Genomic DNA, 25,953 nt, shown 5'->3' on the forward strand with positions numbered 1-25,953 from the left:
CGATAGCGGCGTGTCAGTCAAAATCGATGTGACAGACCTATCGCTATCGCGAGCAAGCTCGCTCCCACAGGGGGATACATCTCAATCGGCCTGGATCGCCTCGAAACGCTGCCGCCCAGGCTCACTGCGAATCATCCGCTTCATCTTCCATTCAAACGCCGCCGTCAGGCTCACCGCCGCGCAAGCCAGCCCCAGGGCCAGGCCCCACCAGACGCCGGTCGGCCCCCAATTCAGGTGGAACGCCATCCACCAGGCCGCCGGCGCGCCGATCAGCCAATAGCAACCCAGGCCCACCAGGAAGGTGGTCTTGGCGTCCTTGAGCCCGCGAATGCAGCCCATGGCGATGGTTTGCGTGCCGTCGAACAGCTCGAACCACGCCGCCACCGCCAGCAGGCTCACCGCCAGGTTGATTACCTCCCGAAACGCCGGGTCGTCGTGGTCCAGGAACAAGCCGATCAACTGATGGGGCAGCAGCCAGAACACCATGGCGAACGCCAGCATGGCCGCCGCGCCGAAGCCAATCCCGACCCGACCGGCCAGGCGTGCCATCAGCAGTTGCCCGGCACCGTAGTGCTGGCCGATGCGCATGGTGATGGCGTAGGACATCCCGGCCGGCACCATGAACGCCACCGAAACGATTTGCAGCGCGATCTGGTGGGCTGCCAACGGCGTGCTGCCCATGGTGCCCATGCACAGCGCGGCGAACGCAAACAGCCCGACCTCCACCGCGTAGGTACCGCCAATCGGCAGGCCCAGGCGCCACAGTTCCTTGAGGTACTGGCGATTGGGCCGCGACAGGCCGTCGAGCAATGGATAGGCACGGTAGGCCGGGTGCCGATGGATATGCCAGGCCAGCGCCAGGGCCATGCAGTTGGCAACGATGGCCGTGACCAGGCCAATGCCCATCAAGCCGAGTTTCGGCAGGCCGAACATACCGGTGATGAGCGCGTAGTTGAGCAGGAAGTTGGCCACCGTGCCGCCGAGGCTGATCACCATGACCGGTGTGGCCCGGCCGATGGCGCTGGTGAAGCCGCGCAGGGCCATGAAGCTCAAGTAGCCGGGCAGGGCGAACGGCAGCGCCAGCAGGAACTGTCCGGCAGACAGCACGTTGGTTTCGGTCTGGCCGAACATCAGCAGCACCGGCTTGAGGTTCCACAACAGCAACCCGGCCATCAGCGCCATCAGCCAGGCCAGCCACAATCCGGCCTGGGTCAGCCGGGTGGCGCCTTCGACATCGCCTGCGCCCTGGCGGATCGCGACCAGGGTGCCCACCGCGGCGATCACGCCGATGCAGAAGATCGACACGAATGAATAGCTGGCTGCCCCGAGCCCGCCGCCGGCCAGGGCTTCGGGGCTCAGGCGCGCCATCATCACGGTGTCGGTGAGCACCATCAGCATGTGCGCCAACTGCGAGGCAATCAACGGCCCCGCCAGCCGCAGGATGGCCCAGAGTTCGGTACGCACCGGATGCCGCATGATCATCACGCTCCATGTTCAAACAAGGCAGTAAAGCGACGATTCTCGGCGCTCTCGGTGGATTGCACAAAGGGATAAAAAAGATCGCTGGCATGATTAAAACTCATGCTGGATGGGTTTCTGGTAGGGTTTGCAAACCACGCCATGGAGCTTTTGCGATGCCTCGTCGTCTTCCTCCTCTTTATGCGCTGCGGGCATTCGAAGCCGCGGCGCGCTACAGCTCGTTCACCCGGGCTGCTGAAGAGCTGTCGATCACCCAGAGCGCGGTCAGTCGGCACATTCGCACCCTGGAAGATCACTTTGCCTGTCGGCTGTTCCAGCGCAGCGGTCGCAACCTGCAATTGACCGAGGCGGCGCGGTTGTTGTTGCCGGGCGTGCGTGAGGGCTTCATGGCATTGGAACGGGCCTGCCACACCTTGCATGGTGAAGACGGCATCCTGCGCATGAAAGCGCCTTCCACGCTGACCATGCGCTGGTTATTGGCGCGCCTGAGTCGTTTCCGGCATTTGCAGCCTGGCAACGAGGTGCAACTGACCAGTGCCTGGATGGACATCGACTCGGTGGACTTCAACGTCGAGCCCTTCGATTGCGCCGTATTGCTGGGCAACGGGCATTTTCCGGCGGACTGGGAAGCCAGTTTGCTGTTTCCCGAGGAATTGATCCCGGTGGGCGCGCCGAACCTGTTGAACGATCAGCCCTGGGATGTGGCGCGGTTGGCCAGTGCGGAGCTGCTGCACCCCACGCCCGATCGCCGGGACTGGCGCAATTGGCTGCAACGCATGGGCCTGTCCGACAAGGTCTCGCTCAAGGGAGGGCAGGTGTTCGATACCCTGGAGCTGGGCATGATCGCGGCGGCACGTGGCTATGGGGTGTCCATGGGCGACCTGTTGATGGTGGCCGAGGATGTCGCCCAGGGACGCCTGAGCTTGCCATGGCCGACGGCTGTCGCCAGCGGTGAACACTATTACCTGGTCTGGCCGAAAACCCGTCCGGGAGGTGAACGTTTGCGCCGGCTCAGCGACTTCCTCCAGAGTGAGGTGAAGGCCATGCAATTACCCGACGTGCAGCGTCTGGGCTGAAACGTTGCAGGTGGCGTGCTAGCCACTTGATATTAATCCCTCCAAACCGCTCAAGTATTTGGCTTTGCCGCCGACTCCGTGAAGATGGAACCTTCGTTCAGAAAGGTCAACTTACACCTCACCCGAATAAAACGCCGAGCGTGCGAGCGTGATCAGGATGATCCGGTCTCTCGGCCAGGAGCCGTCATGTCTCAACCCCGTGCCCGGATCGCCTCACAGCTAGGCCTTGCCCTCGCTGTGATATTGGCGGTCGTGATCTCCGGCAGTACCGTCTTCGCCCTGCGTTCGCTGGACGCTGCCAACCTCGCCACCCGTGAAGAACACCTGGCCAGCGAAGCGCGCCTGATGGCCGATCAGCTCAATACCTTCCACAGCACCTTGCGCGAGAGCACCCAGCGCCTGGCCGGTCTGTTCGAGAAGCGCTTCAGCGCTGGCCTGAGCGTACATCCAGACCAGCCGGTGACGGTGGCGGGTGTACAAACCCCAGGCTTGAGCCTGGGCAGTGACGTGTTGAACAACAACTTCAAGGAAGTGGATGAGTTCAAGCAGATGACTGCCGGGGTGGCGACGGTCTTCGTGCGCAGCGGCGACGACTTCATCCGCGTCAGCACGTCTTTGACCAAGCAGGACGGTACGCGGGCCATTGGTACCGTGCTTGACCGCGCCGGCCCTGCCTACGGCCCGGTGATCAGCGGGCAGAGCTACATTGGTCGAGCCTTGCTGTTCGGACGTTACTACATGTCGCAGTACACGCCTGTACGCGACAGCAGCGGCAAGATCATTGCCGTGCTGTACGTAGGCTTCGACTACACCGATGCGCAGAACGCGCAGTTCGAGAACCTCAAGCGCTTCCGCATTGGCCAGACCGGCTCGCTGGCGCTGTTGGACGAGCAGAACAAATGGCTGGTGCCACCGGCCGGCGTGCAGGCGCTGGACCAGGCGAGTACGACCATCGTTGGCCTGGTCAAGAAACCGGGCAAGGGCGCGTTCTGGACCGATACCGCGGAAGATTTCTACAGCGTTGCCGTACCGTTCGAAGGTGGGCCGTGGGCGGTGGTGGCGAGCATGCCCAAAACCGAGATACGCGCCGTGACCTGGAGTGTCGGTACGCAACTGGCCATTGGCAGCCTGCTGGCGATGTTGTTGGCAGTCGGCTCGGCGATGTGGTTGCTGCGCAGCAAACTCGCACCGCTGGGAGACCTGGTGCGCCAGGCCGAAGCCTTGGGCGCCGGTGACTTGAGCGTGCGCCTGAACGTGTCGAGCCATGATGAGATCGGTCAGTTGGCCCGTGCCTTCAACCAGATGAGCCAGGCCTTGTCGACCATGGTCGAGCACATCCGCAAAGCCTCCCAGGAGGTCAACAGCCGCGCCCAGGCCCTGTCCGGGTTGTCCAGCGGGGCGTATGAAGGCATGGAGCAGCAATCCGGCGAAATCACCAGCATGGCCGGCGCAGTGGAAGAGTTCAGTGCAACCTCATTGAACATTGCCGACAACATGGGCAACACCGAACGCCTGGCCCAGGAAAACGCCCAGCAAACCCGCATTGGCCGGACCTCGATGGATGAAGCATCGTCGTCCCTGGAACAAATTGCCGGCGCGCTGAACAGCACGGCCACGGTCATCAATACCTTGGGCCAGCGTTCCCAGGAAATTGGCGGCATCGTGGGGGTCATCACCTCGATCGCCGAGCAGACCAACCTGCTGGCCTTGAACGCCGCCATCGAAGCGGCCCGCGCAGGCGAGCAGGGCCGCGGTTTCGCCGTGGTGGCCGATGAAGTCCGCAGCCTGGCTTCCCGCACTCGCCAGGCCACCGACGAAATTTCCAGCATGATCAACAGCATCCAGCAGGAAACCGGCAATGCCATCAGTACGATGGAGCAGGGCAACCTGTTGATGCAGGAAGGCCTGTCGCGCAACGCCAACGTCGCCACGGCCCTGGCCCGCATCGACGAGCAAAGCCGCTCGGCGGGCCAGCAATTTGCGGCGATCACCACCGCCACCCAGGAACAAAGCAGCACCGCGACCCTGCTCAGCAGCAACCTGCAAAGCATCGCCATGGCCAACAGCGAACAGCGCCAAGTGGTCTCGAACCTGGCACTCACCGCCAAGGAACTGGAAAAACTGGCCCAGGACCTGCGCCAAGAGGTTGATCGGTTCCGCTGAGGCGTCCCGTCACGAGCAAGTTCACCCACACCCCTGTGGGAGCGAGCTTGCTCGCGATGACGGTTTCCCGCCCAACATCATCTCAATCTGACCCACCGCTATCGCGAGCAAGCTCGCTCCCACAAGGGAATTGCGGCGAACATACTTCTAGCGCTCGTCTGAAATCAGTGTGGGAGCGAGCTTGCTCGCGATGACGACCGCCCAGGCAACATCATCTCAATCTGACCCACCGCTATCGCGAGCAAGCTCGCTCCCACAAAAGCTGCCACCCTGGTGTCGTTCCTTTTTTAGGAATATTGCTGTTTTTAAGCTTGCTGAAACGTTTCTTCAAGTCTATAAAAACCGCACAACTCCAATAAAAGGTCGTGACCATGACTCCGCTCAAACTCCTCATCACCCTTGGCGCCTTGGGCGCTGCCTCCCATGCGATGGCGTGGGACTACGTCCTGCTGGATACCGATAAAGCCGCTCAACCCTGGCAAATCACCAGCCAGCAACTCGGCGTGAAGACCGGCAAACCCTTTTCCGTGACGATGCGCACCCTGCACGGCGGCCGGCAGGAAGGCGTCAGCATCGTCGACATCGACAACGGCACCCTGAAGCTTTCAGTCGTCCCGACCCGTGGCATGAACGTGCTGCAGGCTTCGGTCGGGAATGTGCGCATGGGTTGGGATTCGCCCGTCAAGGAAGTAGTCAATCCGGCGTTCATCGAGCTCAACGGCCGAGGCGGACTGGGCTGGCTAGAAGGTTTCAACGAGCTGGTCACCCGCTGCGGTTACGAATGGGTCGGCCATCCCGGTATGGACAACGGTGAGCTGCTGACCCTGCATGGTCGCGCCGCGAATATTCCTGCCAACAAAGTCACGTTGCACATTGATGAAAAACCGCCCTACGCCATCACCCTGCGTGGCGAGTTGAAGGAGCAGGCGTTCAAGAAGGTCGACTTCTCGGTGCAGACCGAACTGGTCACCGAGCCTGGCAGCGTAACGTTCGCGCTCAGCGACACGCTGACCAACAACGGCGATTATCCGAAGGAATACCAAGCGCTCTACCACAGCAACTTCAGCACGCCGTTCCTGGAGCAGGGCGCTCGTTTCGTGGCACCGGTCAAGCAGGTCTCGCCGTTCAACGACAAGGCCAAGGGCGATTTGTCCGATTGGCAAACCTACCGGGGCCCCACCAAGGATTACGACGAGACCGTCTATAACGTCGTGCCCTACGCCGACGCCAAGGGCGACACCCTCACTGTGTTGCACAACAAGGCCGGTAGCCTCGGTGTGTCGGTGGGCTTCAACACCAGCACGCTTCCGGTGTTCTCGCTGTGGAAAAACACCGATACCCAAGGCCAGGGCTACGTGACCGGGCTGGAGCCAGGCACCAGTTTTTCCTATAACCGCCGATATCAGCGCCCCCTGGGTCTGGTCCCCACCATCGCGCCGAAAGAACACAAGCAGTTCCAGATCCACTACAGCCTGTTGGCGGACAAGGGCGCTGTGGATAAGGCGCTCAAGCGCATCGATACCATCCAGAACGGTCAAAAAACCGAGGTGCGGGAAACACCGTTGGTGGACCTGAGCAAACCATAAGGCGGTTCAGGAGGTAGTCGGCCGATACTGCAGGGCTTCGGCCAGATGCTCGCGGCGAATGTTCCCCGCTTGCTCCAGGTCCGCCAACGTCCGGGCGACCTTGAGCAAGCGGTGGGCGGCGCGCAACGACAGGGTCAGCCGTTCGCAGGCGGTTTCCAGCCAGGTTTCATCGGTTGTGGATAACTTGCAATGCCGGCGCAACCCCGGCAGATCGAGGAAGGCGTTGGCGCAGCCCTGGCGCCTGTGTTGACGCTCCCGGGCCTCGGCCACCTGCTCGGCGACCGTGGCGGTATCGTCTCCGGCTTCGCGCTTGGGGTTCAACGCCGTGGCTTCCCGGGCGACGGTCAGGTGCAGGTCGATGCGGTCCAGCAGCGGGCCGGAGAGTTTGTTGCGGTAGCGCTGCACCATGTCTGGTGTACAGCAGCAACGGCCGCTGGGTTCGCCAAGATATCCACAGGGGCAGGGGTTCATCGCCGCCACCAACTGGAAACGCGCCGGGAAGCGTACTCGGTCACGGGCGCGAGAAACCACGATGTGCCCAGATTCCAGCGGCTCTCTCAAGACCTCCAACACCCTGCGGTCGAATTCCGGCAGTTCATCCAGAAACAGTACGCCGTGGTGGGCGAGGGTGATCTCACCCGGTTGCGGTTTCGACCCGCCACCCACCAGCGCCGGGCCGGAAGCCGAGTGGTGCGGCTGGCGAAACGGCCGTTGCGGCCAATGGCTCAACGGCACGCAACTGGCCACCGACTGGATGGCCGCGACCTCCAGGGCCTCACTCTCGGCCAGGGGCGGCAACAATCCCGGCAGACGGCTCGCCAGCAATGTCTTGCCGGTGCCCGGTGGCCCGCTGAACAACAGGTTATGCGCCCCCGCGGCGGCAATCAGCAAGGCCCGCTTGGCCCCGGCCTGGCCTTGTACTTCGTTCAAGTCGGGGTAGGGTTTGCTGGCCGAAAGCAGCCCATTGGAAACGAAGGGCTCGACCGGTGTGTGCCCGTTGAAGTGCGCCACCGCTTCGAGCAGATGATCCACGGCGATCACCTTCAATCCCGAGGCCAGGCAGGCCTCCTCGGCATTGGCCCGCGGCACCACCAGCATGCGCCCGGCCTTGCGCGCCGCCAGCGCCGCCGGCAATACCCCACGCACCGGGCGCACCGCGCCGGACAAGGCCAGTTCACCGAGGCATTCCACATCGTCCAACGTCAGGGTTGGCACCTGCACGCTGGCCGACAGGATTCCCAAGGCGATGGCCAGGTCGAAGCGCCCACCGTCCTTTGGCAGGTCCGCCGGCGCCAGGTTCAGGGTGATGCGCCGTGCCGGGAAGTTCAGCCCCGAATTGATGATCGCGCTGCGCACCCGATCCTTGCTTTCCTTCACCGCCGCCTCGGGCAGGCCGACCATCGTCAGCGACGGCAAGCCATTGGCCAGATGGACTTCAACGGTAACGGCAGGAGCCTCGACCCCTACTTGGGCGCGACTGTGGACAATGGCGAGCGACATGAATCGTTCCTTGAGTGAATGGGGCACCGCGTCCTGCGGCTCTTGAAGGTTAGTCGTGGGGATGAACTTGGGCGCGGCAATTGAAGGGCGAAAATTTGCCAGGATGTTTCGAGGGCAAGTGCCAGGCGAGGGGCGGCAAGCGCGCTATCGCCGCTTCACCTGCCTGCGCAAAATCCCCGGGAGCGACCTAGACTGCGATTTGGCCGTCGAGCAGCAGGGCATGATCGCCGAGTTGGCGCAGCTAACCCGCCGAATCGACCACATCAAAGAAATCGTCGCCACCCAGCAGTCCTATGCTGGCAACGCCAGCGTGCTGGAGCCGGGTTCGCTGCGAGAACTGGCCGAGGATGTCGTGCGCATTTGCGATGTCTCCCTGGCCCGCCACCACATCACGCTGATCAAGGAGTTCAGTGATGTCCCGCAAATGCCGATGGACAAGCACCGAGTGCTGCAGATCCTGGTCAATCTGATCAACAACGCCAAGCAGGCGCTGGACGCAGGTGCGAACCGGCCACCGCAGATCACCCTGCGCCTGAAGGTCGTTGACGATGGGCGCGTGCGGGTCGAGGTCGAGGACAATGGCGAGGGGATATCGCAGGACAATCTTGCGCGGGTGTTCGAGCACGGCTTCACCACGCGTGTCGACGGCCATGGCTTCGGCTTGCACAGCTGCATCCTGGCGGCCCACGAGATGGGCGGCGATCTGACCGTGCAGAGCGCTGGGCCGGGCGGCGGCGCGCTGTTTATCCTGGAGTTGCCGCTGGCACTGACCCCGGGCCAGTCTCAACACGCTGCGAGCGGTTGAGTGCCCCGCAGGGGCTGCTTATTCCTGAGCCGGAGCCAGTCGCGCTTCCAGCTCGGCCACCTTGGCCTCCAGGCTTTCGAGCCGCGCCCGGGTCCGGGCCAGTACCACCATCTGGCTGTCGAATTCTTCCCGGCTTACCAGGTCCAGTTTGCTGAAGCCGCTTTGCAGCAGGGCCTTGAACTGGCTTTCGATTTCGCTTTTGGGCAGCGGCGTGTCGCCACTCAAGAGGCGGGAGGCGTGGCCGCTCAGGGCGTCGAGGAGGTCTTTGGGCGCAAGCATGGCAGGTGTCCTGAAAACAATGGCGGGCAGTGTATCACGCAGTGTCTATAGTCAATTCGCAAGCCAGGGATGCACGCTTTTCGCGCATGGGTGCGAGCATCGCTGCACTGTTGTTGTGCGTATCGCCGCGGTTACTGGCGCAACGCACGTCGAGCCGGTGGCCAAGAGACTGAAATCAGAGGGTTTGGTGCAGATGGCAAGGTTTCTGCTTAGAGGCTGATGACCCATGCACTGATGCAGTCGCTGTGACGAATGCAGTGCAGCAGGCGGAACGGGGAGTTTCGTCAGGATCGGTTAACTGGCACCTGTCGGGCAACTTGGGCCGACGATGCGTTACAAAGCCAGGCACTGCGCTTAGACTTGAGTCGGGTTTGTTTTCCTGGGGCAAGTCCACCAATTCGGGAGAAAGTTTCATGAAGCTAGTCACTGCCATCATCAAGCCGTTCAAGTTGGACGACGTGCGCGAGTCGTTGTCCGAGATCGGCGTGCAGGGCATTACCGTTACTGAGGTCAAAGGCTTCGGTCGGCAGAAAGGTCACACCGAGCTGTATCGCGGCGCGGAGTACGTGGTCGATTTCCTGCCCAAGGTGAAGATCGACGTTGCCATTGACGACAAGGATCTTGATCGGGTGATCGAGGCAATCACCAAGGCCGCCAACACCGGCAAGATCGGTGACGGGAAGATCTTTGTGGTCAATCTGGAACAGGCTATCCGCATCCGTACCGGCGAAACCGATACCGACGCCATCTAAGCCGCCAAACCCAACGCCCCAGGAGAAAACAATATGACTCTGCGTAAATTCGCAGGGCTAGGAGCCCTGTTGTCCTTCGCAATGCCTGGCCTGGCCATGGCAGAAGAAGCGGCAGCCCCAGTCCTGAACTCCGGCGACACCGCCTGGATGCTCACGGCCACGATTCTTGTACTGTTCATGACCATTCCTGGCCTGGCGCTGTTCTATGGCGGCATGGTTCGGTCGAAAAACCTTCTTTCCGTGATGATGCAGTGCTTTGCCATTACCGGTCTGATCAGCGTCCTGTGGGTCATTTACGGCTACAGCATTGCGTTCGACACCACCGGCATGGAGCAGGGCGTCGTCAACTTCAATTCCTTCATCGGCGGTTTCGGCAAAGCGTTTCTGGCAGGCGTCACGCCAGCCAGCCTGACCGGCCCGGCGGCACTGTTCCCTGAAGCGGTGTTCATCACCTTCCAGATGACCTTCGCCATCATCACCCCGGCCCTGATCGTCGGCGCATTTGCCGAGCGGATGAAGTTCTCCGCCATGCTGGTCTTCATGGGCGTGTGGTTCACCCTGGTGTATGCACCGATTGCCCACATGGTCTGGTCCGGTAACGGCGGCCTGCTGTGGGACTGGGGCGTGCTGGACTTCGCCGGCGGCACCGTGGTGCACATCAACGCCGGTATCGCTGGCCTGGTGGCGTGCCTGGTACTGGGCAAGCGCAAAGGCTTCCCGACCACGCCAATGGCGCCGCATAACCTGGGTTACACCCTGATGGGCGCGGCCATGCTGTGGGTTGGCTGGTTCGGCTTCAACGCCGGTTCCGCTGTCGCCGCCAACGGCACCGCCGGCATGGCGATGCTGGTGACCCAGATCGCGACCGCTGCGGCGGCGCTGGGCTGGATGTTTGCCGAGTGGATCACCCACGGCAAGCCAAGCGCACTGGGCATCGCCTCGGGCGTGGTGGCCGGCCTGGTTGCCATCACCCCGGCTGCCGGCACCGTGGGCCCGATGGGCGCTCTGGTCATCGGCCTGGCAGCAGGCGTGGTGTGCTTCTTCTGCGCCACTACACTCAAGCGCAAACTCGGCTACGACGATTCCCTGGACGCCTTCGGCGTGCACGGCATTGGCGGTATCCTTGGCGCGATCCTGACCGGTGTGTTTGCAGCACCGGCGCTGGGTGGCTTCGGCACCGTGACCGATATCGGCGCGCAGGTGTGGATTCAATTCAAGGGCGTGGCTTTCACGGTGGTCTACACCGCGATCGTCACCTTCATCATCCTCAAGGTCCTGGACGCCGTCATGGGTCTGCGTGTCTCCGAGGAAGAAGAAGCCGTGGGCCTGGACCTGGCCCAGCACAACGAGCGTGGTTACAACTTGTAAGCGCACGCAATAAAAAAATGCCCGGTTCGCCGGGCATTTTTTTGTCTGGAATTTGTCATTGCTCACAAGGTGCGGCGGTTTTTCCGACACCTTTTGTTGTGGATGCGACACAGGTTTTTATACCGCCAAAGGCTTACACCGCAGCAAGAATATTAGGCCCTTTGTTTTTTCCCAGAGCGCGCTAGAATGCGCGCCGAACGTGCGGAGATCTGTATGTGGCAACAGACGCTGATAACCCTGCGGGCAAGGCCCCGGGGCTTTCATCTGGTGACGGACGAGTTGCTTGCCGGCCTGCCTGAACTCCGGGCGTGTCGTGTCGGTCTGTTGCATCTGTGGCTGCAGCATACCTCGGCTTCGTTGACCATCAACGAGAACGCCGATCCGGCGGTACGTCGAGACTTCGAACGATTTTTCAATCGGCTGATCCCACAAGGAACCGCCGACTATGAGCACAACGACGAAGGCCTGGACGACCTCCCGGCGCACTTCAAGGCCAGTGTGCTCGGCTGTCAGATCAGCCTGCCGGTCTCGGCAGGACAACTGGCATTGGGTACCTGGCAAGGTGTTTATCTGGGCGAGCACCGTGATCACGGCGGTGCTCGTAAAGTCCTCGCCACCTTGTACGGTGAAGGGGCATAACCGCTGGTTGCCGGCGGATGTTGAATTTTTTCTGGCAGCCTTCGAACAGATGGCGAAGCTGGGCTATAACTAATCTGCTTTTCGCAAGTCATGAGGTAGAACATGAGCGACGATGATCTGGAAAACGACGACCTCGAAGTAGGCGACGAAGACGAGACCGAAGAAGGCCTTGAAGCGGCGGCGGAAGACGTTGCCGACGACGATGGGGCCGACGTTCCGGTTCCTACCGCCAAAGGCAAGGCCAAGGCGGCCGTTTCGGTCGACGAATTGCCGAGCGTAGAGGCCAAGAACAAGGAGCGTGATGCGCTCGCCAAGGCCATGGAGGAATTCCTGGCCAGGGGCGGTAAGGTGCAGGAAGTGGAGGCCAACGTGGTCGCTGATCCGCCCAAGAAGCCTGACAACAAGTACGGCAGCCGCCCTATCTGAGTATCGGCTTCATTGCTTGCTGAAAAAGCCCGCCGTCGCTGCGGGCTTTTTCATGGGTGCGATTCCATTCCCAGGCCAGGCGCAGTCCCTGTGGGAGCGGGCTTGCTCGCGAAAGCGGTTTATCTGTCACATCGATGCAGGATGTGCCGCCGTCTTCGCGAGCAGGCTCGCTCCCACAGGGTTTTGTGCCTGGCAAAGGGCCTCGGTGCACAGCAGATCCAGGGTGGGAGCGAGCTTGCTCGCGATAGCGGTGGGTCTGTTGGCATTGATGTTGGATGTGCCGCCGTCTTCGCGAGCAGGCTCGCTCCCACAGGGTTTTGTGCCTGGCGCAGAGCTTCGATTCGCAGCAGATCCAGGGTGGGAGCGAGCTTGCTCGCGATGGCGGTGGGTCTGTTGGCATTGATGTTGGATGTGCCGCCGTCTTCGCGAGCAGGCTCGCTCCCACAGGGTTTTGTGCCTGGCGCAGAGCTTCGATTCGCAGCAGATCCAGGGTGGGAGCGGGCTGTAGTGGCTACAGGGCGGGGTTCAGGGTTGGCTATGCCAACCTGCCAATAACCCCGGCAGTTCGGTCAGGCTTCGGATCTCCGCATCTGGCGCATGGTCGGCATTCCAGGGCTTGCCTGCCGGGTTGAACCATACGGCGCGCAGGCCGGCCTGTTGGGCGCCGGCGATGTCGTCGCCCGGGTGATCACCAATGTGCACGGCGGTTTGCGCCGTGGCACCGCCGCGTTGCAGGGCTTCGTGGAACAGTCGGGCGTCAGGCTTGGCGATGCCGATGTCTTCGGCGCACAAGGCGAACTTGAAATAGTCCGCCAACCCCAGGCGCCGCACGTCGGCGTTGCCATTGGTGACCACGCCGAGGGCGAAATGATTGGCCAGGATCTCCAGGGTGGGCTGCACCTCGGGAAAAACCTCCAGTTGATGACGGGCATGCAGAAACGTCTCGAAGGCCTGGTCCGCCAGCTCAGAGGCTTGCCACTGGTCGTAGCCGGCTTCCTGCAAGGCGCGGAACAATACCCGTCGGCGCAGTGCACTGATGCGGTACTTCAGCCCAGGTTCCTCGCGCAGCACTTGCTCGCGAATCGAAAAAAGGTGCTCCACCGGCAGGCCGCCCAGGTTCGGTGCGTTGTCGGTCAGCCATTGGCGGAGTATGGCTTCGGCGCTGGCGATCACCGGGGCGGTGTCCCACAGGGTGTCGTCCAGGTCGAAAGTGATCAGCTCTATGGTCATGATTCGTCGCCCTTGATGCGTTTGGCCCTGGGATGGGCACTGTCATAGACCGTCGCCAGGTGCTGGAAATCCAGGTGGGTGTAGATCTGGGTGGTCTTGATGTCCGAGTGGCCCAGCAGCTCTTGAACGGCGCGCAGGTCCTGGGAGGATTCCAGCAGATGGCTGGCGAAGGAGTGCCGGAGCATATGCGGGTGCAGGTTTTGTCCCAGCTCCCGTTCGCCGGCAGCCTTGACCCGCAACTGAATCGCCCGCGGGCCGAGGCGCCGCCCCTGTTGGCTGACGAAGACCGCGTCGTCGGCGGGGTTGGTCAGCGCCCGCAGCGGCAGCCATTGCTCTAGGGCTTCACGGGCCTTGCGACCGACGGGCAGCAGGCGGGTCTTGCTGCCCTTGCCGAGCACCTGGACCATGCCATCGGCCAGGTCCAGTTGATCCAGGTTCAGCCCCGTCAGCTCAGAAAGCCGCAGGCCGGAAGAATAGAACAGCTCGAGAATCGCCTGGTCACGCCGAGCCAGGAAGTCATCCTCGACGGCACCTTCAAGCAATTGCAGGGCGCGGTCGGTGTCGAGGGTCTTCGGCAGTCGGCGTTCGCCCTTGGGCGGTGCCAGGCCGGTGGCCGGGTCGTGATCGCACAAACCTTCGCGATTGAGGTAGTGATACAGGCCGCGTACCGCTGACAACAGGCGCGCCAGGCTACGGGAGGATTGCCCCTGTTGATGCAGGCGGGCGATCAGGCTGCGCAAGCGCTGGATGTCCAGGGCCGTCCAGCTGCCGATGTTCTGCTTCTGGCACCAGCCCAGCACTTTTTCCAAATCGCGGCGATAAGCCGACAGCGTGTGGGGCGACACCTGGCGCTCACTGCGCAGGTGTTCGCAGTAGGCGTCCAGCTGTCGTTCCATTATCAGCGTACCGAGCGCAGCGAACCGGCAACCCGTGGCAGCACCCGGCCGGTGACTTCGGCGATGTAGCTCAAGAACAGCGTGCCCACCGAGCTTTTGTAGTGCTGCGGATCGCGGCTGGCGATGGCCAATACGCCGTGCACGCCCTGGTGGGCGATGGCGACGACGGCGGTGGAGCCGATCTGCTTGCGCTGTTCTTCGCCGAACAGGAAGTCCAGCTCATGCTCGCGCAGGCTGCCGCTGACGCTTTTGTCTTCCGTGAGCAGGCCGCCGATGGCTGTCTGCGCTTCGGCGTGGGTTACCCAGCGGCCCACCGGCATGGCGTTGTCGCCGAACAAAATCAGGCTGACAAAAGGCACCTGGAAATCCTGGCGCAGGCTGTCTTCGACGCTCATGACCAGGTCTTCGAGGGTGCTGGCGTCCATCAGGGCGAGGATCAGCCGACGGGTCTTGTCGAACAGTCGGTCATTATCCCGGGCCACGTCCATCAGGTGCGAAAGACGATGGCGCATTTCGATGTTGCGCTCGCGCAGGATTTTCATCTGGTGTTCCACCAGCGACACGGTATCGCCGCGCCGGTGGGGGATGCGCATCGTCGCAAGCAGTTCTTCATGCTCGACGAAGAAGTCCGGATGAGCCTCCAGGTAAGCCGCCACGGCTGCGGTTTCTGGCAGGCTGGGGGATTCGTCGGGCTGTGGGGCTGGAACCTGTGGCTGGTCGGTCATGGGTTTGGCTCACTCAAAGACGAACTTGTCCTTCGTATACGCGCACTGCCGGGCCGGTCATCATCACCGGTTGGCCAGGGCCTGCCCATTCGATGGACAGGCGCCCGCCAGGCAGGTCGATCAACAACGGCGAATCCATCCACCCCTGGCTGATCGCAGCGACTGCGGCCGCACAGGCGCCGGTACCGCAGGCCTGGGTTTCCCCGGCACCGCGTTCCCAGACGCGCAATTGTGCGCGGTGGCGGTCGATGACTTGCAGGAAACCGACGTTCACTCGCGCGGGGAAGCGCGGATGATGCTCGATTTTCGGTCCCAGCTCATGCACCGGGGCACTGTTGATATCGGCCACGCGCAGCACGGCGTGGGGGTTGCCCATGGAAACCGCTGCCAGTTCCACCGTGGCGCCATCGACTTCCACCTGATAGCTCAAGGCCTGGGCCGGTGCCTGGAAGGGGATATCCGCCGGTACCAGGCGCGGAGCGCCCATGTTGACGCCGATCTGGCCGTCGCTGCGCACATCCAGTTCGATGATGCCGCTCTTGGTCTCGACGCGGATCAGCCGCTTGGCGGTCAGGCGCTTGTCCAGCACGAAGCGGGCGAAGCAGCGCGCGCCATTGCCGCATTGCTCCACTTCCGAACCGTCGGCGTTGAAGATCCGATAACGGAAATCCACGTCCGGGTTATTGGGTGCCTCGACGATCAACAATTGGTCGAAACCGATACCGGTGTGCCGGTCCCCCCATTGCTTGGCGTGCTTGGGCAGGATGTGCGCGTGCTGGCTGACCAGGTCGAGGACCATGAAGTCATTGCCCAGGCCGTGCATCTTGGTAAAACGCAGCAGCATGGTTTTACTCCGGCAGCAGGCTTTCGCCGGCAAACAACTCGGCTACCGTCTCGCGGCGACGCACTTCGAATGCCTGATCACCGTCCACCAACACCTCGGCGCAGCGGCCGCGGGTGTTGTAGTTGGAACTCATGACAAACCCGTAGGCACCGGCCGAATGCACGGCCAGCAGATCGCCTTCTTCCAGCGCCAGCTCCCGACCCTTGGCCAGGAAATCACCGGTTTCGCAGATCGGCCCGACGATGTCGTAGCTGCGCGCCGCGGTATCGCGAGGGCGCACGGCGGTGACGTCCATCCAGGCCTGGTACAGCGCCGGGCGGATCAGGTCGTTCATCGCCGCGTCGACGATGGCGAAGTCCTTGTGCTCGGTGTGCTTGAGGTACTCGACCTGGGTCAGCAGCACGCCGGCGTTGGCGACGATGTAGCGGCCCGGTTCGAACATCAGCGCCAGGTCGCGCCCGTCGAGGCGCTCGCGCACGGCCTTGATGTAGTCGGCCACCAGTGGCGGCTCTTCATCGCGATAGCGCACGCCGACACCGCCACCGAGGTCGATGTGGCGCAGGTAGATGCCGCAATCGCCGAGGCGATCGACCAGCGCCAGCAGGCGGTCGAGGGCATCGATGAACGGCTCCAGGGTGGTCAGTTGCGAGCCGATGTGGCAATCGACACCCAATACTTCCAGGTTCGGCAGTTGGGCGGCACGCACGTACACGTCTTCGGCGTCGGCAATGGCGATGCCGAACTTGTTTTCCTTCAGACCGGTGGAAATGTACGGGTGGGTGCCAGCGTCGACGTCCGGATTCACGCGCAGGGAGACCGGTGCGCGGACACCCAGCTCGGCGGCGACGATTTGCAGGCGCTCCAGCTCGTCGGTGGATTCGATGTTGAAGCAGTGCACGCCAACTTCCAGGGCGCGGCGCATGTCTTCACGGGTCTTGCCGACGCCGGAGAACACGATCTTGTCGGCGCTGCCGCCAGCGGCCAGCACACGTTCGAGCTCGCCACCGGAAACGATGTCGAAACCGGCGCCCAGGCGCGCCAGGACATTGAGCACACCCAGGTTGGAGTTGGCTTTTACAGCGAAACACACCAGGTGCGGCATGCCCACGAGGGCATCGGCGAACGTGCGGTACTGGGCTTCGATGTGAGCGCGGGAATAGACATAGGTCGGCGTGCCGAAACGTTCGGCGATCGCGGACAGGGCAACCCCTTCCGCGAACAGCTCCCCGCCACGGTAGTTAAAAGCGTCCATGGCGTTCCCTTAGTAGGTGGTGGTGTGGGTGTCGTGCGAGTGGGATTTGGCTTGCGACGACTTGGCCTGTTCTTCAGGGGACTTGCTGTCATCAGGCAGGTACAGCGGACCTTTTTGACCACAGGCTGTCACGAGGCAGGCAACCGCGACGAGCGCAGCAAGGGAAGAGATCAGGCGCTTCATGGCGAAATCCTTGAAAATGCTTTAATTGCGCCGGAGTATACCGGCCACCCGTCAGCTTGCCTATGCAACGGGGCGCCCGTCCGGCGGCGCTGGTGGTCGTCAGTGGGTTATCCTTTGCAATCGCCGGGAAGCGTCCGTATCTTGCGGCGCTTGAGCATGAGCAGACATTTTCGAGGTTGCCGCAATGAGTTTGACTGAAGCCCGTTTCCACGATCTGGTCGATGCGACCCAGCAAACGCTGGAGGATGTGTTCGATGAAAGTGACCTGGACATTGACCTGGAAAGCTCCGCCGGTGTCCTCACCGTCAAGTTCGAGAACGGCAGCCAATTGATTTTCAGTCGCCAGGAGCCGTTGCGGCAATTGTGGCTGGCGGCGGTCTCCGGTGGCTTTCACTTCGACTACGACGAAGAAAGCGAGCGCTGGATGTGCGACAAGAGCGAAGAACAACTGGGCGAGATGCTCGAGCGCATCGTCATGCAGCAGGCGGGCGTAGAATTCGATTTCGAAGGCCTGTGATCGCGTGAGCCAGACCGCCGCGCAACGGCCACCCAAGCCGCTCTACAGCAACGTCAGCCCGGCCGTGCCGTCGCCATGTACCGGTGTGTGCAAGCTGGATGAACAGAAGGTCTGCCTCGGTTGTTCGCGCCACGTGGAAGATATCCGCGAATGGCGTTCGGCCGACGACGAGCGGCGGCGGGTCATCTGTGCCGAGGCGCTCAAGCGCAGATCCTTGTAGGAGCTGCCGAAGGCTGCGATCTGTTGATCTTGATCTTGGGGCTTTCGCTTAAGATCCAATTGCCCGAGTCAAGATCGCAGCCTCGTTGCACTCGTCAGCTCCTACTGATAGTGTCCGGTTACGCCTCAATCCATCGAGGCCCGTGAAAACCCCGCCTTTTTGTGGCGGGGTTTTGCTTTTTTTGTGCAGAAGAAAGGAGTCTGCCAGGATCATGACCGCACCTTCCATCACCCTTACCCGTCTGGACGTACAGCGTCTGGAACGCCTGATCGACAGCCTTGATGAATCGCTGCCGGGCGTGATTGCGCTGCAAGCCGAACTGGATCGCGCCGAGGACCTGGTGCGCCACGAAGACGTGCCTGCCGATATCGTGACCATGAACTCGCGTGTGCACTGCCGCGAAGAAAGCAGCGGCAAGGACTATCACCTGACGCTGGTTTATCCACAGGACGCCAATGCCGACGAAGGCCGGATCTCGATCCTGGCGCCCGTGGGCAGTGCGTTGCTGGGCCTGAAGGTCGGCCAGCACATCGACTGGCCGGCCCCGGGTGGCAAGACGCTGAAGCTGACGTTGCTGAAGGTCGAGTCGCAGCCGGTCAATGGCGGCGACTGCGCGTTCTGAAGCCGTCTCAGACCTGGTTCAGCGCCTCATTCAGGGCGCGTTCCAGGTCGGCCTTGTAGCGCAGGTACAAATTGCTTGAACAGGCGCCGTCGCCCACCAGGCCCGAGAGGTCCAGGTCGGTGATGTAACAGCGATAGCGCTGGGCTTCGCGGCGCTGTTCGACGATCTCCCTGGCGACCACGCGGAACAGTTGGTCGCCATGTTCCAGTTCGGAAAACTCCTGCTGATCGCAGTACAGGGTGACGTGCACCTGCCCGTGCGCCGCTTTGCCGATGATCGCCTGCACGTCATAGAACGGCTTGTTGACCAGCATCTGCGGGGCTTGTCGCGCTTCGATCCGTCGCGCCCGACCGCTACCTGAGGGCAATAACTGGTAGTACAGGGTTTCCAGGGTCAGTGGCTGGGCGGCATCCAGTGGCAGCAGGGCGTCGCGACGGTACAGCACCGATTGCAAAAAGCGTTGCAGCGGCACCAGCAGGCTTTGTTCGTCGTGATAAGGCACGTGTTGTTGCCACAGTGCGTTGAATTCATCGAGCACGTACAGATCGGCTTCGTCTTCGTCGACGCGGTAGAACACCTGGATGCACTCGGGCTGGCCCATGGGCAGGATCAGTGCCAGGTCGTGGTCCTCCAGGGCCATCGGGTCCAGGTGCAAGGGGCTGTAGGCCGTCAGATCCTCGCCCAGGTAATCCACCAGCGCCGACAGGCTGCCCAGCGCCACGTGATTGACCTGGCCGGGCACCAGCTCCAACACGTGATAATGCTGCTGGACCTGAAGCAGATAGCGGTGATTGAGCCTGCTCAGCAGCAGGGTCTGCGCCGTTTCGATGACGTCCTCGACGCGCCGCGCAATGAATTGGGCGCGGTTGTGGCAGAAGCAGCGCACCTGCAAGCGTGGTTGGCGCTGGGTGACGGGCAGGTCGTTAAGGTAATCGCGCAGGCAGTCGAGCAGGGCGTGTTCGCCGTCAAAACGGTTGACCAGTACCTCATTCCAACTGTTGAGCGTGACCTGGTCGAGTGTCAGCACCAGGTTCTCACGGACTCCAGCATAGCTCAGCGAGTCGGTGCGCTCGGTGGTCATCAGGATATTCAGGTCGCGGTGGTGCTTGAGCGGGTCGACGCCGACGTTTACCAGGATCAGCACTTCGCTGGGCACGCTGGCGCGCAACAACTGTGCTTCGTCCACCGTGGTCAAGGGCAGGGCGATGGACTGTTGCAAGCTGCCCAGCAGGTTGAACAGTTCGAACTCGCTCAGGTCGCTGTCGCCTGGGTGCAGCGCCAGGCGCGTGCTGCTGTCGATCACGCCGTTGCGATGGCACCAGGTCAGCAGTTCCAGCAGCTCGCGGCAGCGCTTGATCGGTGCGAAGTTCTCCCACTCCAGGGCGTTGAGGCTGCCGTTGTACAGCGCCCACTGGTTCTGCCCCGGTTCTTTCTTGTTGGGTGACTGGACCAGCGTCAGGGTGTCTTCGGCCAAATCCGGTGCGATGCCGGGGTTGATGAATTCGACCTTGTCGGCCTTGCGCTCGAAGGCTGCATACAACCGTCGGCCAAGCACATTGAGATCGCGCTTGTTGATCAGGCTGACGGTTTTCTCGGTGCGGGCGAACTGGGTCAGGAAGCGGTAGCTGTGGGTGAGTTCGTTGACCAGGGCCCGTCGCTCGTGGCTGACCTGGCGGACTTTCCATTGGCTGCGGCTGTCCAGCAGCGCCAGTTGCCGTGGGTCCCAGCCCCATTCCCGGGCCAGTCGTTCGAGCAGTACTCGTTGCCAACCGCTGCTGCGCGTCTGGCCGGTGAGCTTGCGATTGACCTTCAGGTACAGCGCGCGGCGGATCAACTCCAGGCGTTCGGATTCGCCGCGGGCATTGAGGTATTCCTCGATGCGGCGGTAGACCAGCATGTACGGGTCCAGCTCTTCCAGGTCCAGGCGATTGGCAAACACGGCCTGTTTGAAGCGCAGGCTCAGGCAGCGCACGTTCGGGTGTTCGCTGGCGTAGACCTCGGTCAGCAGTAGCTTGAGCACGGACTTGTAGGGCGACTCGATACCCTTGAACAGCTGCCAGAGCCCGGCACCGACGAATTCGCCCGGCGGAATGTAGGCCAGGTGCCCCAGGTCCAGGGTTTCATCGGCGCGGATGAAACGCTTGGACATCAGCGTATGGGTGTACTGCTCGTAGTTCTCTTCTTCATAGACCGGCACCAGCCACCAGATCGGCGTGCGCCCGGCCAGCCAGATCGCGGTGCGGTAGAACTCGTCCAGCAGCAGGTAATGTTGTGTGGTGCCGCAATCGTCGGAACTGAGCTGGTTGTCCCGCTCGCCCCGTACGAAACGCGCCGGGTCGATCAGGAAAAAGTGGGCTTCGGCGCCCTGGGTCGCGGCCCAGACCTCCAGCAACTGGCATTTCTTGCGCAGCTCGGCCAGTTCATCGTCGCTCAGGTCCGGCCCGTGGCACACCCAAACGTCCATGTCGCTCTGGTCGGCCTGGGCGAGGGTGCCGAGGCTGCCCATCAGGAACAGGCCAAGGATCGGCCGTGGCGGGTTGCTGCCATGCCGGGGCTTGTAGGAAAACGAACGGGTCAGCCGCTGGGCTTCGGCAAGGATATTGGCGTCAGGCTCGTAGTTCGACAGACCGGCAGGCGTGCTGCCGGAGACGTAGCCGGGCAGCAGCGGATGGTTGACGTGGAAGAATAGCGGCAGCAACGTCAGCACGCCTTGCTGGCGCGGCGACAGGCCTTCGAGGGCGCGCTCCATCCGCACGGTGTTGAGCTTGAGGAAACGGGCGCGCAACTGGCTCAAGACCTTGCGGTCGATTCCCTCGTCCAGATCGGGGCGTATTTCGTGATTGCGGGTCATGTCGGCTCAAACCGGCTCGCGGCGTCGAACGTGGGGGTGATGGCAGGTTAGCGCCCGATCTTGGGAATTCTTAAGCTGGAAACAGGATTGGATGCCGGTTTTTTACGCAGGGCACCCGTGCGCCTGCGGAAATCCCGTAGAGGAGATTCCCGTGGGCGACAGGGGGGATCAGGCGGCTTCTTGCACGCTGAGTATCGTCAGGACGGTTTGTACGTTTTGGGCGGCATCTCGGCCCAGGCTTGTCAGGTAACCACCGTCGGGCTGGGTGATCAGTTCTTTTTCGAACAGGCGTTGGGCAGCGGCAATCGCTTTCGGGGCAGCGGTCTGATGAATTTTCAGGCCTTCCTGGGAACTGTCCAGGTTGAAGAGTGCAAGGATTTCCAGTTCGGCAACCAGCTCAGGGGTAAGCGACATAAGGACTCCAGACTTTCTAGGAATTTGGTCGACAGCGTCACTAAGGTGAGCGCACTCGGCCGAGCTGTCCAGTCTCAGTGTCATGCTTTTTTTGTTTTTTTTAGCGAGTCCAGGCAAGTCCCTTGTGGCGAGGGGATTTATCCCCGCTGGGGCGCGAAGCGGCCCTAAAAAAGTGGAGTCATTGCGATTTTGGGCCTGCTGCGCAGTCCAGCGGGGATAAATCCCCTCGCCACAAGAGCGGGTGCGCCTGTCGGTTATTTCTTCTCTGGCGGCAACTCAGGCAAGGCGCGCAAGGCGGTTTCATACCATTGGGTGTCGAACGCCCGGTCCTCTTCCAGGATCGCATCGATCTCCACCGCCAGCACATGGGCCATCAGGTTGAGGATTTCTTCGCGCTCATAACCGACCAGGGTCAACTTGTTGAAAGTGGCCTTGGCCGCTGGCGGGTTGTCACTTTCGATCTGGTTTTCGATGGCCTGGATCAGCGTGTTCTCGACGAACTCTTCTTCGTCGTTGTCGATATCGGTTGGCTCGCTCATGGCAGGCTCCTGGGAGAAAGGTCGCCAGTTTACCTGCATTCAGCGGCGTGATGCGCCTGGCAAGAAATGCCCCGACGGTCTATAACGCAAGGCTGCCAACCCCACACGGCCTGGAGGCTTTGTAATGCTCAAGCTTTATGGTTTCTCTGTCAGTAACTATTACAACATGGTCAAGCTGGCGCTGATGGAGAAGGGCCTGCCCTTCGAAGAAGTGCCGTTCTACCCCAACCAGACCCCCGAAGCGTGGGCCGTCAGCCCGCGCGGGAAGGTGCCGGTGTTGAAAACCGAACAGGGGTTCATCAACGAAACCAGCGTGATCCTCGAGTACATCGAGCAAACCCAGCCAGGCAAGGCCCTGCTGCCCAGTGACCCGTTCGAGCGGGCCCAGGTATTGGCCTTGTGCCGGGAGATCGAGTTGTACATCGAGTTGCCGGGGCGAGCCTGCTATGGCGAGGCGTTTTTCGGCATGTCGGTGCCCGTGGCCATCAAGGAAAAGACCAAGGCCGAATTGCTGTTGGGGTTCGCGTCACTGGCCAGGCACGGCAAATTCTCGCCCTACGTGGCGGGCGATAGCTTGAGTATTGCCGACCTGTATTTCTTCTACAGCGTTTCGCTGGCCATCCAGGTGGGCAGGAAGCTATTCGATGTCGACCTGCTGGCAGAGATGCCAGCGGCCAAGGCGCTGATGGAGCGCTTGGAGCAGAATCCGCATGTGCAGCGGATTGCGGCGGACAGGGAAGCGGCGATGCCGGCGTTTTTGGCGATGATTGCTGCCAAGAAGTGAGTATTTCGGTGTTTTGAAGTGAGTCATCGCGAGCAAGCTCGCTCCCACATTGGATCTCCATGCTCACAAGTTTCTGAGTTCACTGAAGATCTACTGTGGGAGCGAGCTTGCTCGCGATGCTTTTAGCGGTTGGCGATCAGCGCCTGGCCGCGTACTACGGCTGCCTTGACCTGCGCCGGCGCGGTGCCGCCGATGTGGTCGCGGGCATTGACCGAGCCTTCGAGGGTCAGCACGGCAAACACGTCCTGTTCGATCTGGTCGCTGAACCGGCGCAGTTCGTCCAGGCTCATTTCCGCCAGGTCCTTGCCACTGTCCACGCCGTACTTCACGGCATGGCCGACGATCTCATGGCAGTCGCGGAACGGCAGGCCACGGCGCACCAGGTAATCGGCCAGGTCCGTGGCGGTGGAGAAACCGCGCAGGGCCGCTTCGCGCATCACCGCGTGCTTGGGCTTGATGGCCGGGATCATGTCGGCGAAGGCCCGCAACGAGTCGCGCAAGGTGTCGGCGGCGTCGAACAGCGGTTCCTTGTCTTCCTGGTTGTCCTTGTTGTAGGCCAGCGGCTGGCCTTTCATCAGGGTCAGCAGGCCCATCAAGGCACCGAACACTCGGCCACTCTTGCCCCGCACCAGTTCCGGCACGTCGGGGTTTTTCTTTTGCGGCATGATCGAGCTGCCGGTGCAGAAGCGGTCCGGCAGGTCAATGAACTGGAATTGCGCACTGGTCCACAGCACCAGCTCTTCGGAGAAGCGCGACAGGTGCATCATCGCGATGCTCGCGGCGGCGCAGAATTCGATGGCGAAATCGCGGTCCGAGACGTTATCCAGGGAGTTGCCGCCCACGGCATCGAAGCCCAGCAACTGCGCGGTGTATTCACGGTCGATCGGGTACGTGGTGCCGGCCAGCGCGGCGCTGCCCAGGGGCATGCGGTTGGTGCGCTTGCGGCAGTCCACCAGGCGCTCGTAGTCGCGGCTGAGCATTTCGAACCAGGCCAGAATGTGATGCCCAAACGTTACAGGTTGGGCAGTTTGCAGGTGCGTGAAGCCCGGCATGATGCTCTCGGCTTCACGCTCGGCTTGCTCCAGCAGGCCTTTTTGCAGGCGAGTGATTTCGGCCAGGATCAGGTCGATCTCATCGCGCAACCACAGGCGGATGTCGGTGGCGACCTGGTCGTTGCGGCTGCGGCCGGTGTGCAGTTTCTTGCCGGTCACGCCGATGCGGTCGGTCAGGCGCGCTTCGATGTTCATGTGCACGTCTTCAAGGTCGACGCGCCAGTCGAACTGGCCGGCCTCGATTTCAGCCTGGATGGTCTTCAGGCCATCGATGATGCTGTCGCGCTCGGCATCGGTCAGCACGCCGACCTTGGCCAGCATGGTGGCGTGGGCGATCGAGCCCATGATGTCGTGGCGATACAGGCGCTGGTCAAAGTTGACGGAGGCGGTGAAGCGGGCGACGAAGGCGTCGACGGGTTCACTGAAGCGGCCGCCCCAGGACTGATTGGTCTTGTCAGTGCTCATGAATTCGCTCGTGATCGGCTGTGGAAAAAGTAGCGGTTAAAGGCTGCGGCGGATGATAGCAGGGTTGCCGGGACTGGCGCTGGCACTGGTCGGCAGGTTTTTTCGATGCAAGCCTGGGATCCAACCGGGTTTCGCGCAACGATATTTTTCGATTGAGCAATATCGTCGCGGCAACCGTCTACAGTGGACGGTAGGACTTTTGCTTTTTCCACCCATGGCGCAGCGGATACAGATAAGAAGGGGGTGCTCATATTGGTCAGATCGACAGTTAACAATCCCTACGGCGACGCCGTGCGACAACGGGCCTCGGGCATCGGTCGGCAAGCGCTGGTAAAGATAGGCAACCGCCTCGCGGCACTTTTTGGCCCTCGAACGAGTCTTAGCGTGGATCGCGGTGACGGATGTCACTTCCCCTGTCTACGCTATCCTTGTGCGAGACTCACGCAGGAATCCAGCGCAATATGAATGTCCTGATCGTTGATGACGAACCACTGGCCCGCGAGCGCCTGAGCCGAATGGTTGGCGAGCTCGAGGGTTACAGTGTCCTGGAGCCGAGCGCCACCAATGGCGAAGAGGCATTGGCCCTTATTGACAGCCACAAGCCGGATATCGTGCTGCTCGACATTCGCATGCCTGGCCTGGACGGTCTGCAGGTTGCGGCGAAGTTGTGCGAACGAGAGTCGCCGCCCGCCGTGGTGTTCTGTACCACCCGGGACGACTTCCCTCCCGAGGTGCTACAGGCCGGTGCCGTGGGCTACCTGGTCAAACCGGTGGCGGCCGAGGCGTTGCTCGAAGCCTTGCGCAAGGCCGAGCGACCCAACCGCGTGCAACTGGCAGCGCTGACCCGTCCGGCCGCCGAAAGCGGCAGTGGTCCACGCAGCCACATCAGTGCGCGCACCCGCAAAGGCATCGAGTTGATCCCCTTGAACCAGGTGGTCTATTTCATTGCCGACCATAAATACGTGACCTTGCGCCATGAGAGTGGCGAGGTGTTGCTGGACGAACCCCTGAAGGCCCTTGAAGACGAATTCGGCGAACGTTTCGTGCGCATCCACCGCAACGCCCTCGTGGCTCGTGAACGTATCGAGCGTTTGCAGCGCACCCCCCTTGGGCATTTCCAACTGTTCCTCAAGGGCCTCAATGGCGACGCGCTGATTGTCAGCCGGCGACACGTGGCCGGCGTGCGCAAGATGATGCAGCAGCTTTAATCCGGTGGTCCAAGGCGTTCGATGCGTTTCATTCGAGGATTTGGCGGCCAGGGAGGCCTTGGGGTCGTGATTCAAATC

The 25,953-nt window shown here is 61.9% G+C and carries 26 protein-coding genes and 1 pseudogene; 14 read left to right on the top strand and 13 right to left on the bottom strand.

Annotated elements, in window-relative coordinates:
* Positions 1-81: 81 nt before the first annotated feature.
* Positions 82-1,476, bottom strand: coding sequence for a NorM family multidrug efflux MATE transporter (locus tag LQ215_RS05080; RefSeq protein ID WP_230147803.1), 1,395 nt, complete (start codon positions 1,474-1,476; stop codon positions 82-84).
* A 158-nt stretch (positions 1,477-1,634) separates the two neighbouring features.
* Between LQ215_RS05080 and LQ215_RS05085 the strand changes: the two genes are divergently transcribed.
* From LQ215_RS05085 to LQ215_RS05095, 3 genes are all read left to right on the top strand, one after another.
* On the top strand, positions 1,635-2,555 hold the full coding sequence (locus LQ215_RS05085) for a LysR substrate-binding domain-containing protein (protein ID WP_230147637.1): 921 nt from the start codon (positions 1,635-1,637) through the stop codon (positions 2,553-2,555).
* A 186-nt stretch (positions 2,556-2,741) separates the two neighbouring features.
* Entirely contained in the window at positions 2,742-4,718 is a 1,977-nt protein-coding gene (locus LQ215_RS05090; protein WP_230147638.1) for a methyl-accepting chemotaxis protein, read from the top strand.
* Positions 4,719-5,089: 371 nt separating this feature from the next.
* Positions 5,090-6,304: an aldose 1-epimerase family protein gene (locus LQ215_RS05095; RefSeq protein WP_003206824.1), complete on the top strand. Its 1,215-nt coding sequence runs from the start codon at positions 5,090-5,092 to the stop codon at positions 6,302-6,304.
* 6 nt (positions 6,305-6,310) lie between these two features.
* Here LQ215_RS05095 and LQ215_RS05100 read toward each other — a convergent pair whose 3' ends face one another.
* Entirely contained in the window at positions 6,311-7,804 is a 1,494-nt protein-coding gene (locus tag LQ215_RS05100; protein WP_230147639.1) for a YifB family Mg chelatase-like AAA ATPase, read from the bottom strand.
* A 61-nt stretch (positions 7,805-7,865) separates the two neighbouring features.
* Between LQ215_RS05100 and LQ215_RS05105 the strand changes: the two genes are divergently transcribed.
* Positions 7,866-8,609 (top strand): sensor histidine kinase, encoded by a 744-nt coding sequence (locus LQ215_RS05105; RefSeq protein WP_230147640.1) that lies wholly within the window; start codon positions 7,866-7,868, stop codon positions 8,607-8,609.
* Positions 8,610-8,627: 18 nt separating this feature from the next.
* Here the strand turns inward: LQ215_RS05105 and LQ215_RS05110 are convergent, their stop codons facing one another.
* Positions 8,628-8,888: an accessory factor UbiK family protein gene (locus tag LQ215_RS05110; protein WP_053126510.1), complete on the bottom strand. Its 261-nt coding sequence runs from the start codon at positions 8,886-8,888 to the stop codon at positions 8,628-8,630.
* A 413-nt stretch (positions 8,889-9,301) separates the two neighbouring features.
* Between LQ215_RS05110 and glnK the strand changes: the two genes are divergently transcribed.
* From glnK to sutA, 4 genes are all read left to right on the top strand, one after another.
* Positions 9,302-9,640, top strand: coding sequence for a P-II family nitrogen regulator (glnK, locus tag LQ215_RS05115; RefSeq protein ID WP_002555808.1), 339 nt, complete (start codon positions 9,302-9,304; stop codon positions 9,638-9,640).
* A 33-nt stretch (positions 9,641-9,673) separates the two neighbouring features.
* Positions 9,674-11,008, top strand: coding sequence for an ammonium transporter (locus LQ215_RS05120; RefSeq protein WP_230147641.1), 1,335 nt, complete (start codon positions 9,674-9,676; stop codon positions 11,006-11,008).
* Between the two features lie 213 nt (positions 11,009-11,221).
* Entirely contained in the window at positions 11,222-11,647 is a 426-nt protein-coding gene (locus tag LQ215_RS05125; protein ID WP_230147642.1) for a secondary thiamine-phosphate synthase enzyme YjbQ, read from the top strand.
* 102 nt (positions 11,648-11,749) lie between these two features.
* Entirely contained in the window at positions 11,750-12,073 is a 324-nt protein-coding gene (gene sutA / locus LQ215_RS05130; RefSeq protein WP_003206813.1) for a transcriptional regulator SutA, read from the top strand.
* Positions 12,074-12,598: 525 nt separating this feature from the next.
* Here the strand turns inward: sutA and LQ215_RS05135 are convergent.
* From LQ215_RS05135 to lptM, 6 genes are read right to left on the bottom strand one after another with little or no spacing between them, the layout of a single operon-like run.
* Complete coding sequence (locus tag LQ215_RS05135; RefSeq protein ID WP_230147643.1) at positions 12,599-13,303, bottom strand: HAD family hydrolase; 705 nt, start codon at positions 13,301-13,303, stop codon at positions 12,599-12,601.
* Positions 13,300-14,199, bottom strand: coding sequence for a tyrosine recombinase XerC (xerC, locus tag LQ215_RS05140; RefSeq protein ID WP_230147644.1), 900 nt, complete (start codon positions 14,197-14,199; stop codon positions 13,300-13,302). The genes LQ215_RS05135 and xerC overlap by 4 nt, the downstream gene beginning before the upstream one ends.
* 2 nt (positions 14,200-14,201) lie before the next feature.
* Positions 14,202-14,924 (bottom strand): DUF484 family protein, encoded by a 723-nt coding sequence (locus LQ215_RS05145; RefSeq protein ID WP_003206807.1) that lies wholly within the window; start codon positions 14,922-14,924, stop codon positions 14,202-14,204.
* A gap of 13 nt (positions 14,925-14,937) precedes the next feature.
* Positions 14,938-15,768 carry a diaminopimelate epimerase gene (gene dapF, locus LQ215_RS05150; protein WP_230147645.1) on the bottom strand — a complete coding sequence of 277 codons (831 nt, stop codon included), beginning with the start codon at positions 15,766-15,768 and terminating at the stop codon, positions 14,938-14,940.
* Positions 15,769-15,772: 4 nt separating this feature from the next.
* A complete protein-coding gene (gene lysA / locus LQ215_RS05155; protein WP_230147646.1) occupies positions 15,773-17,020 on the bottom strand; it encodes a diaminopimelate decarboxylase in 1,248 nt (415 codons plus the stop codon).
* Positions 17,021-17,029: 9 nt separating this feature from the next.
* Positions 17,030-17,203, bottom strand: coding sequence for an LPS translocon maturation chaperone LptM (gene lptM, locus LQ215_RS05160; protein WP_013694543.1), 174 nt, complete (start codon positions 17,201-17,203; stop codon positions 17,030-17,032).
* A 184-nt stretch (positions 17,204-17,387) separates the two neighbouring features.
* Between lptM and cyaY the strand changes: the two genes are divergently transcribed.
* From cyaY to rnk, 3 genes are all read left to right on the top strand, one after another.
* Positions 17,388-17,720, top strand: a complete 333-nt coding sequence (gene cyaY, locus LQ215_RS05165) for an iron donor protein CyaY (RefSeq protein WP_230147647.1) — start codon at positions 17,388-17,390, stop codon at positions 17,718-17,720.
* A 4-nt stretch (positions 17,721-17,724) separates the two neighbouring features.
* A complete protein-coding gene (locus LQ215_RS05170; protein ID WP_230147648.1) occupies positions 17,725-17,940 on the top strand; it encodes a DUF1289 domain-containing protein in 216 nt (71 codons plus the stop codon).
* 211 nt (positions 17,941-18,151) lie between these two features.
* Positions 18,152-18,562: a nucleoside diphosphate kinase regulator gene (gene rnk, locus LQ215_RS05175; protein ID WP_230147649.1), complete on the top strand. Its 411-nt coding sequence runs from the start codon at positions 18,152-18,154 to the stop codon at positions 18,560-18,562.
* A gap of 7 nt (positions 18,563-18,569) precedes the next feature.
* Here rnk and LQ215_RS05180 read toward each other — a convergent pair whose 3' ends face one another.
* From LQ215_RS05180 to LQ215_RS05190, 3 genes are all read right to left on the bottom strand, one after another.
* Positions 18,570-21,413, bottom strand: coding sequence for a class I adenylate cyclase (locus LQ215_RS05180; protein WP_230147650.1), 2,844 nt, complete (start codon positions 21,411-21,413; stop codon positions 18,570-18,572).
* Positions 21,414-21,581: 168 nt separating this feature from the next.
* A complete protein-coding gene (locus LQ215_RS05185) occupies positions 21,582-21,827 on the bottom strand; it encodes a TIGR02647 family protein (protein ID WP_003206789.1) in 246 nt (81 codons plus the stop codon).
* Positions 21,828-22,081: 254 nt separating this feature from the next.
* On the bottom strand, positions 22,082-22,366 hold the full coding sequence (locus LQ215_RS05190; RefSeq protein WP_230147651.1) for a hypothetical protein: 285 nt from the start codon (positions 22,364-22,366) through the stop codon (positions 22,082-22,084).
* Positions 22,367-22,490: 124 nt separating this feature from the next.
* On the opposite strand from LQ215_RS05190, the gene LQ215_RS05195 reads away from it, so the two are divergent.
* Positions 22,491-23,150 carry a glutathione S-transferase family protein gene (locus tag LQ215_RS05195; protein ID WP_230147652.1) on the top strand — a complete coding sequence of 220 codons (660 nt, stop codon included), beginning with the start codon at positions 22,491-22,493 and terminating at the stop codon, positions 23,148-23,150.
* A gap of 122 nt (positions 23,151-23,272) precedes the next feature.
* Here the strand turns inward: LQ215_RS05195 and argH are convergent, their stop codons facing one another.
* Positions 23,273-24,667 carry an argininosuccinate lyase gene (gene argH / locus LQ215_RS05200; RefSeq protein ID WP_230147653.1) on the bottom strand — a complete coding sequence of 465 codons (1,395 nt, stop codon included), beginning with the start codon at positions 24,665-24,667 and terminating at the stop codon, positions 23,273-23,275.
* 315 nt (positions 24,668-24,982) lie between these two features.
* On the opposite strand from argH, the pseudogene LQ215_RS29690 reads away from it, so the two are divergent.
* Together LQ215_RS29690 and LQ215_RS05205 are read left to right on the top strand one after the other, a co-directional pair.
* Positions 24,983-25,132: pseudogene (locus tag LQ215_RS29690) on the top strand (sensor histidine kinase); the annotation flags it as partial.
* Positions 25,129-25,875, top strand: coding sequence for a LytR/AlgR family response regulator transcription factor (locus tag LQ215_RS05205; RefSeq protein ID WP_003206780.1), 747 nt, complete (start codon positions 25,129-25,131; stop codon positions 25,873-25,875). The pseudogene LQ215_RS29690 and the gene LQ215_RS05205, both read left to right, overlap by 4 nt.
* The last annotated feature ends 78 nt before the right edge of the window (positions 25,876-25,953 follow it).

Source organism: Pseudomonas brassicacearum (assembly GCF_918698105.1).
Lineage (GTDB): Bacteria > Pseudomonadota > Gammaproteobacteria > Pseudomonadales > Pseudomonadaceae > Aquipseudomonas > Aquipseudomonas brassicacearum_F.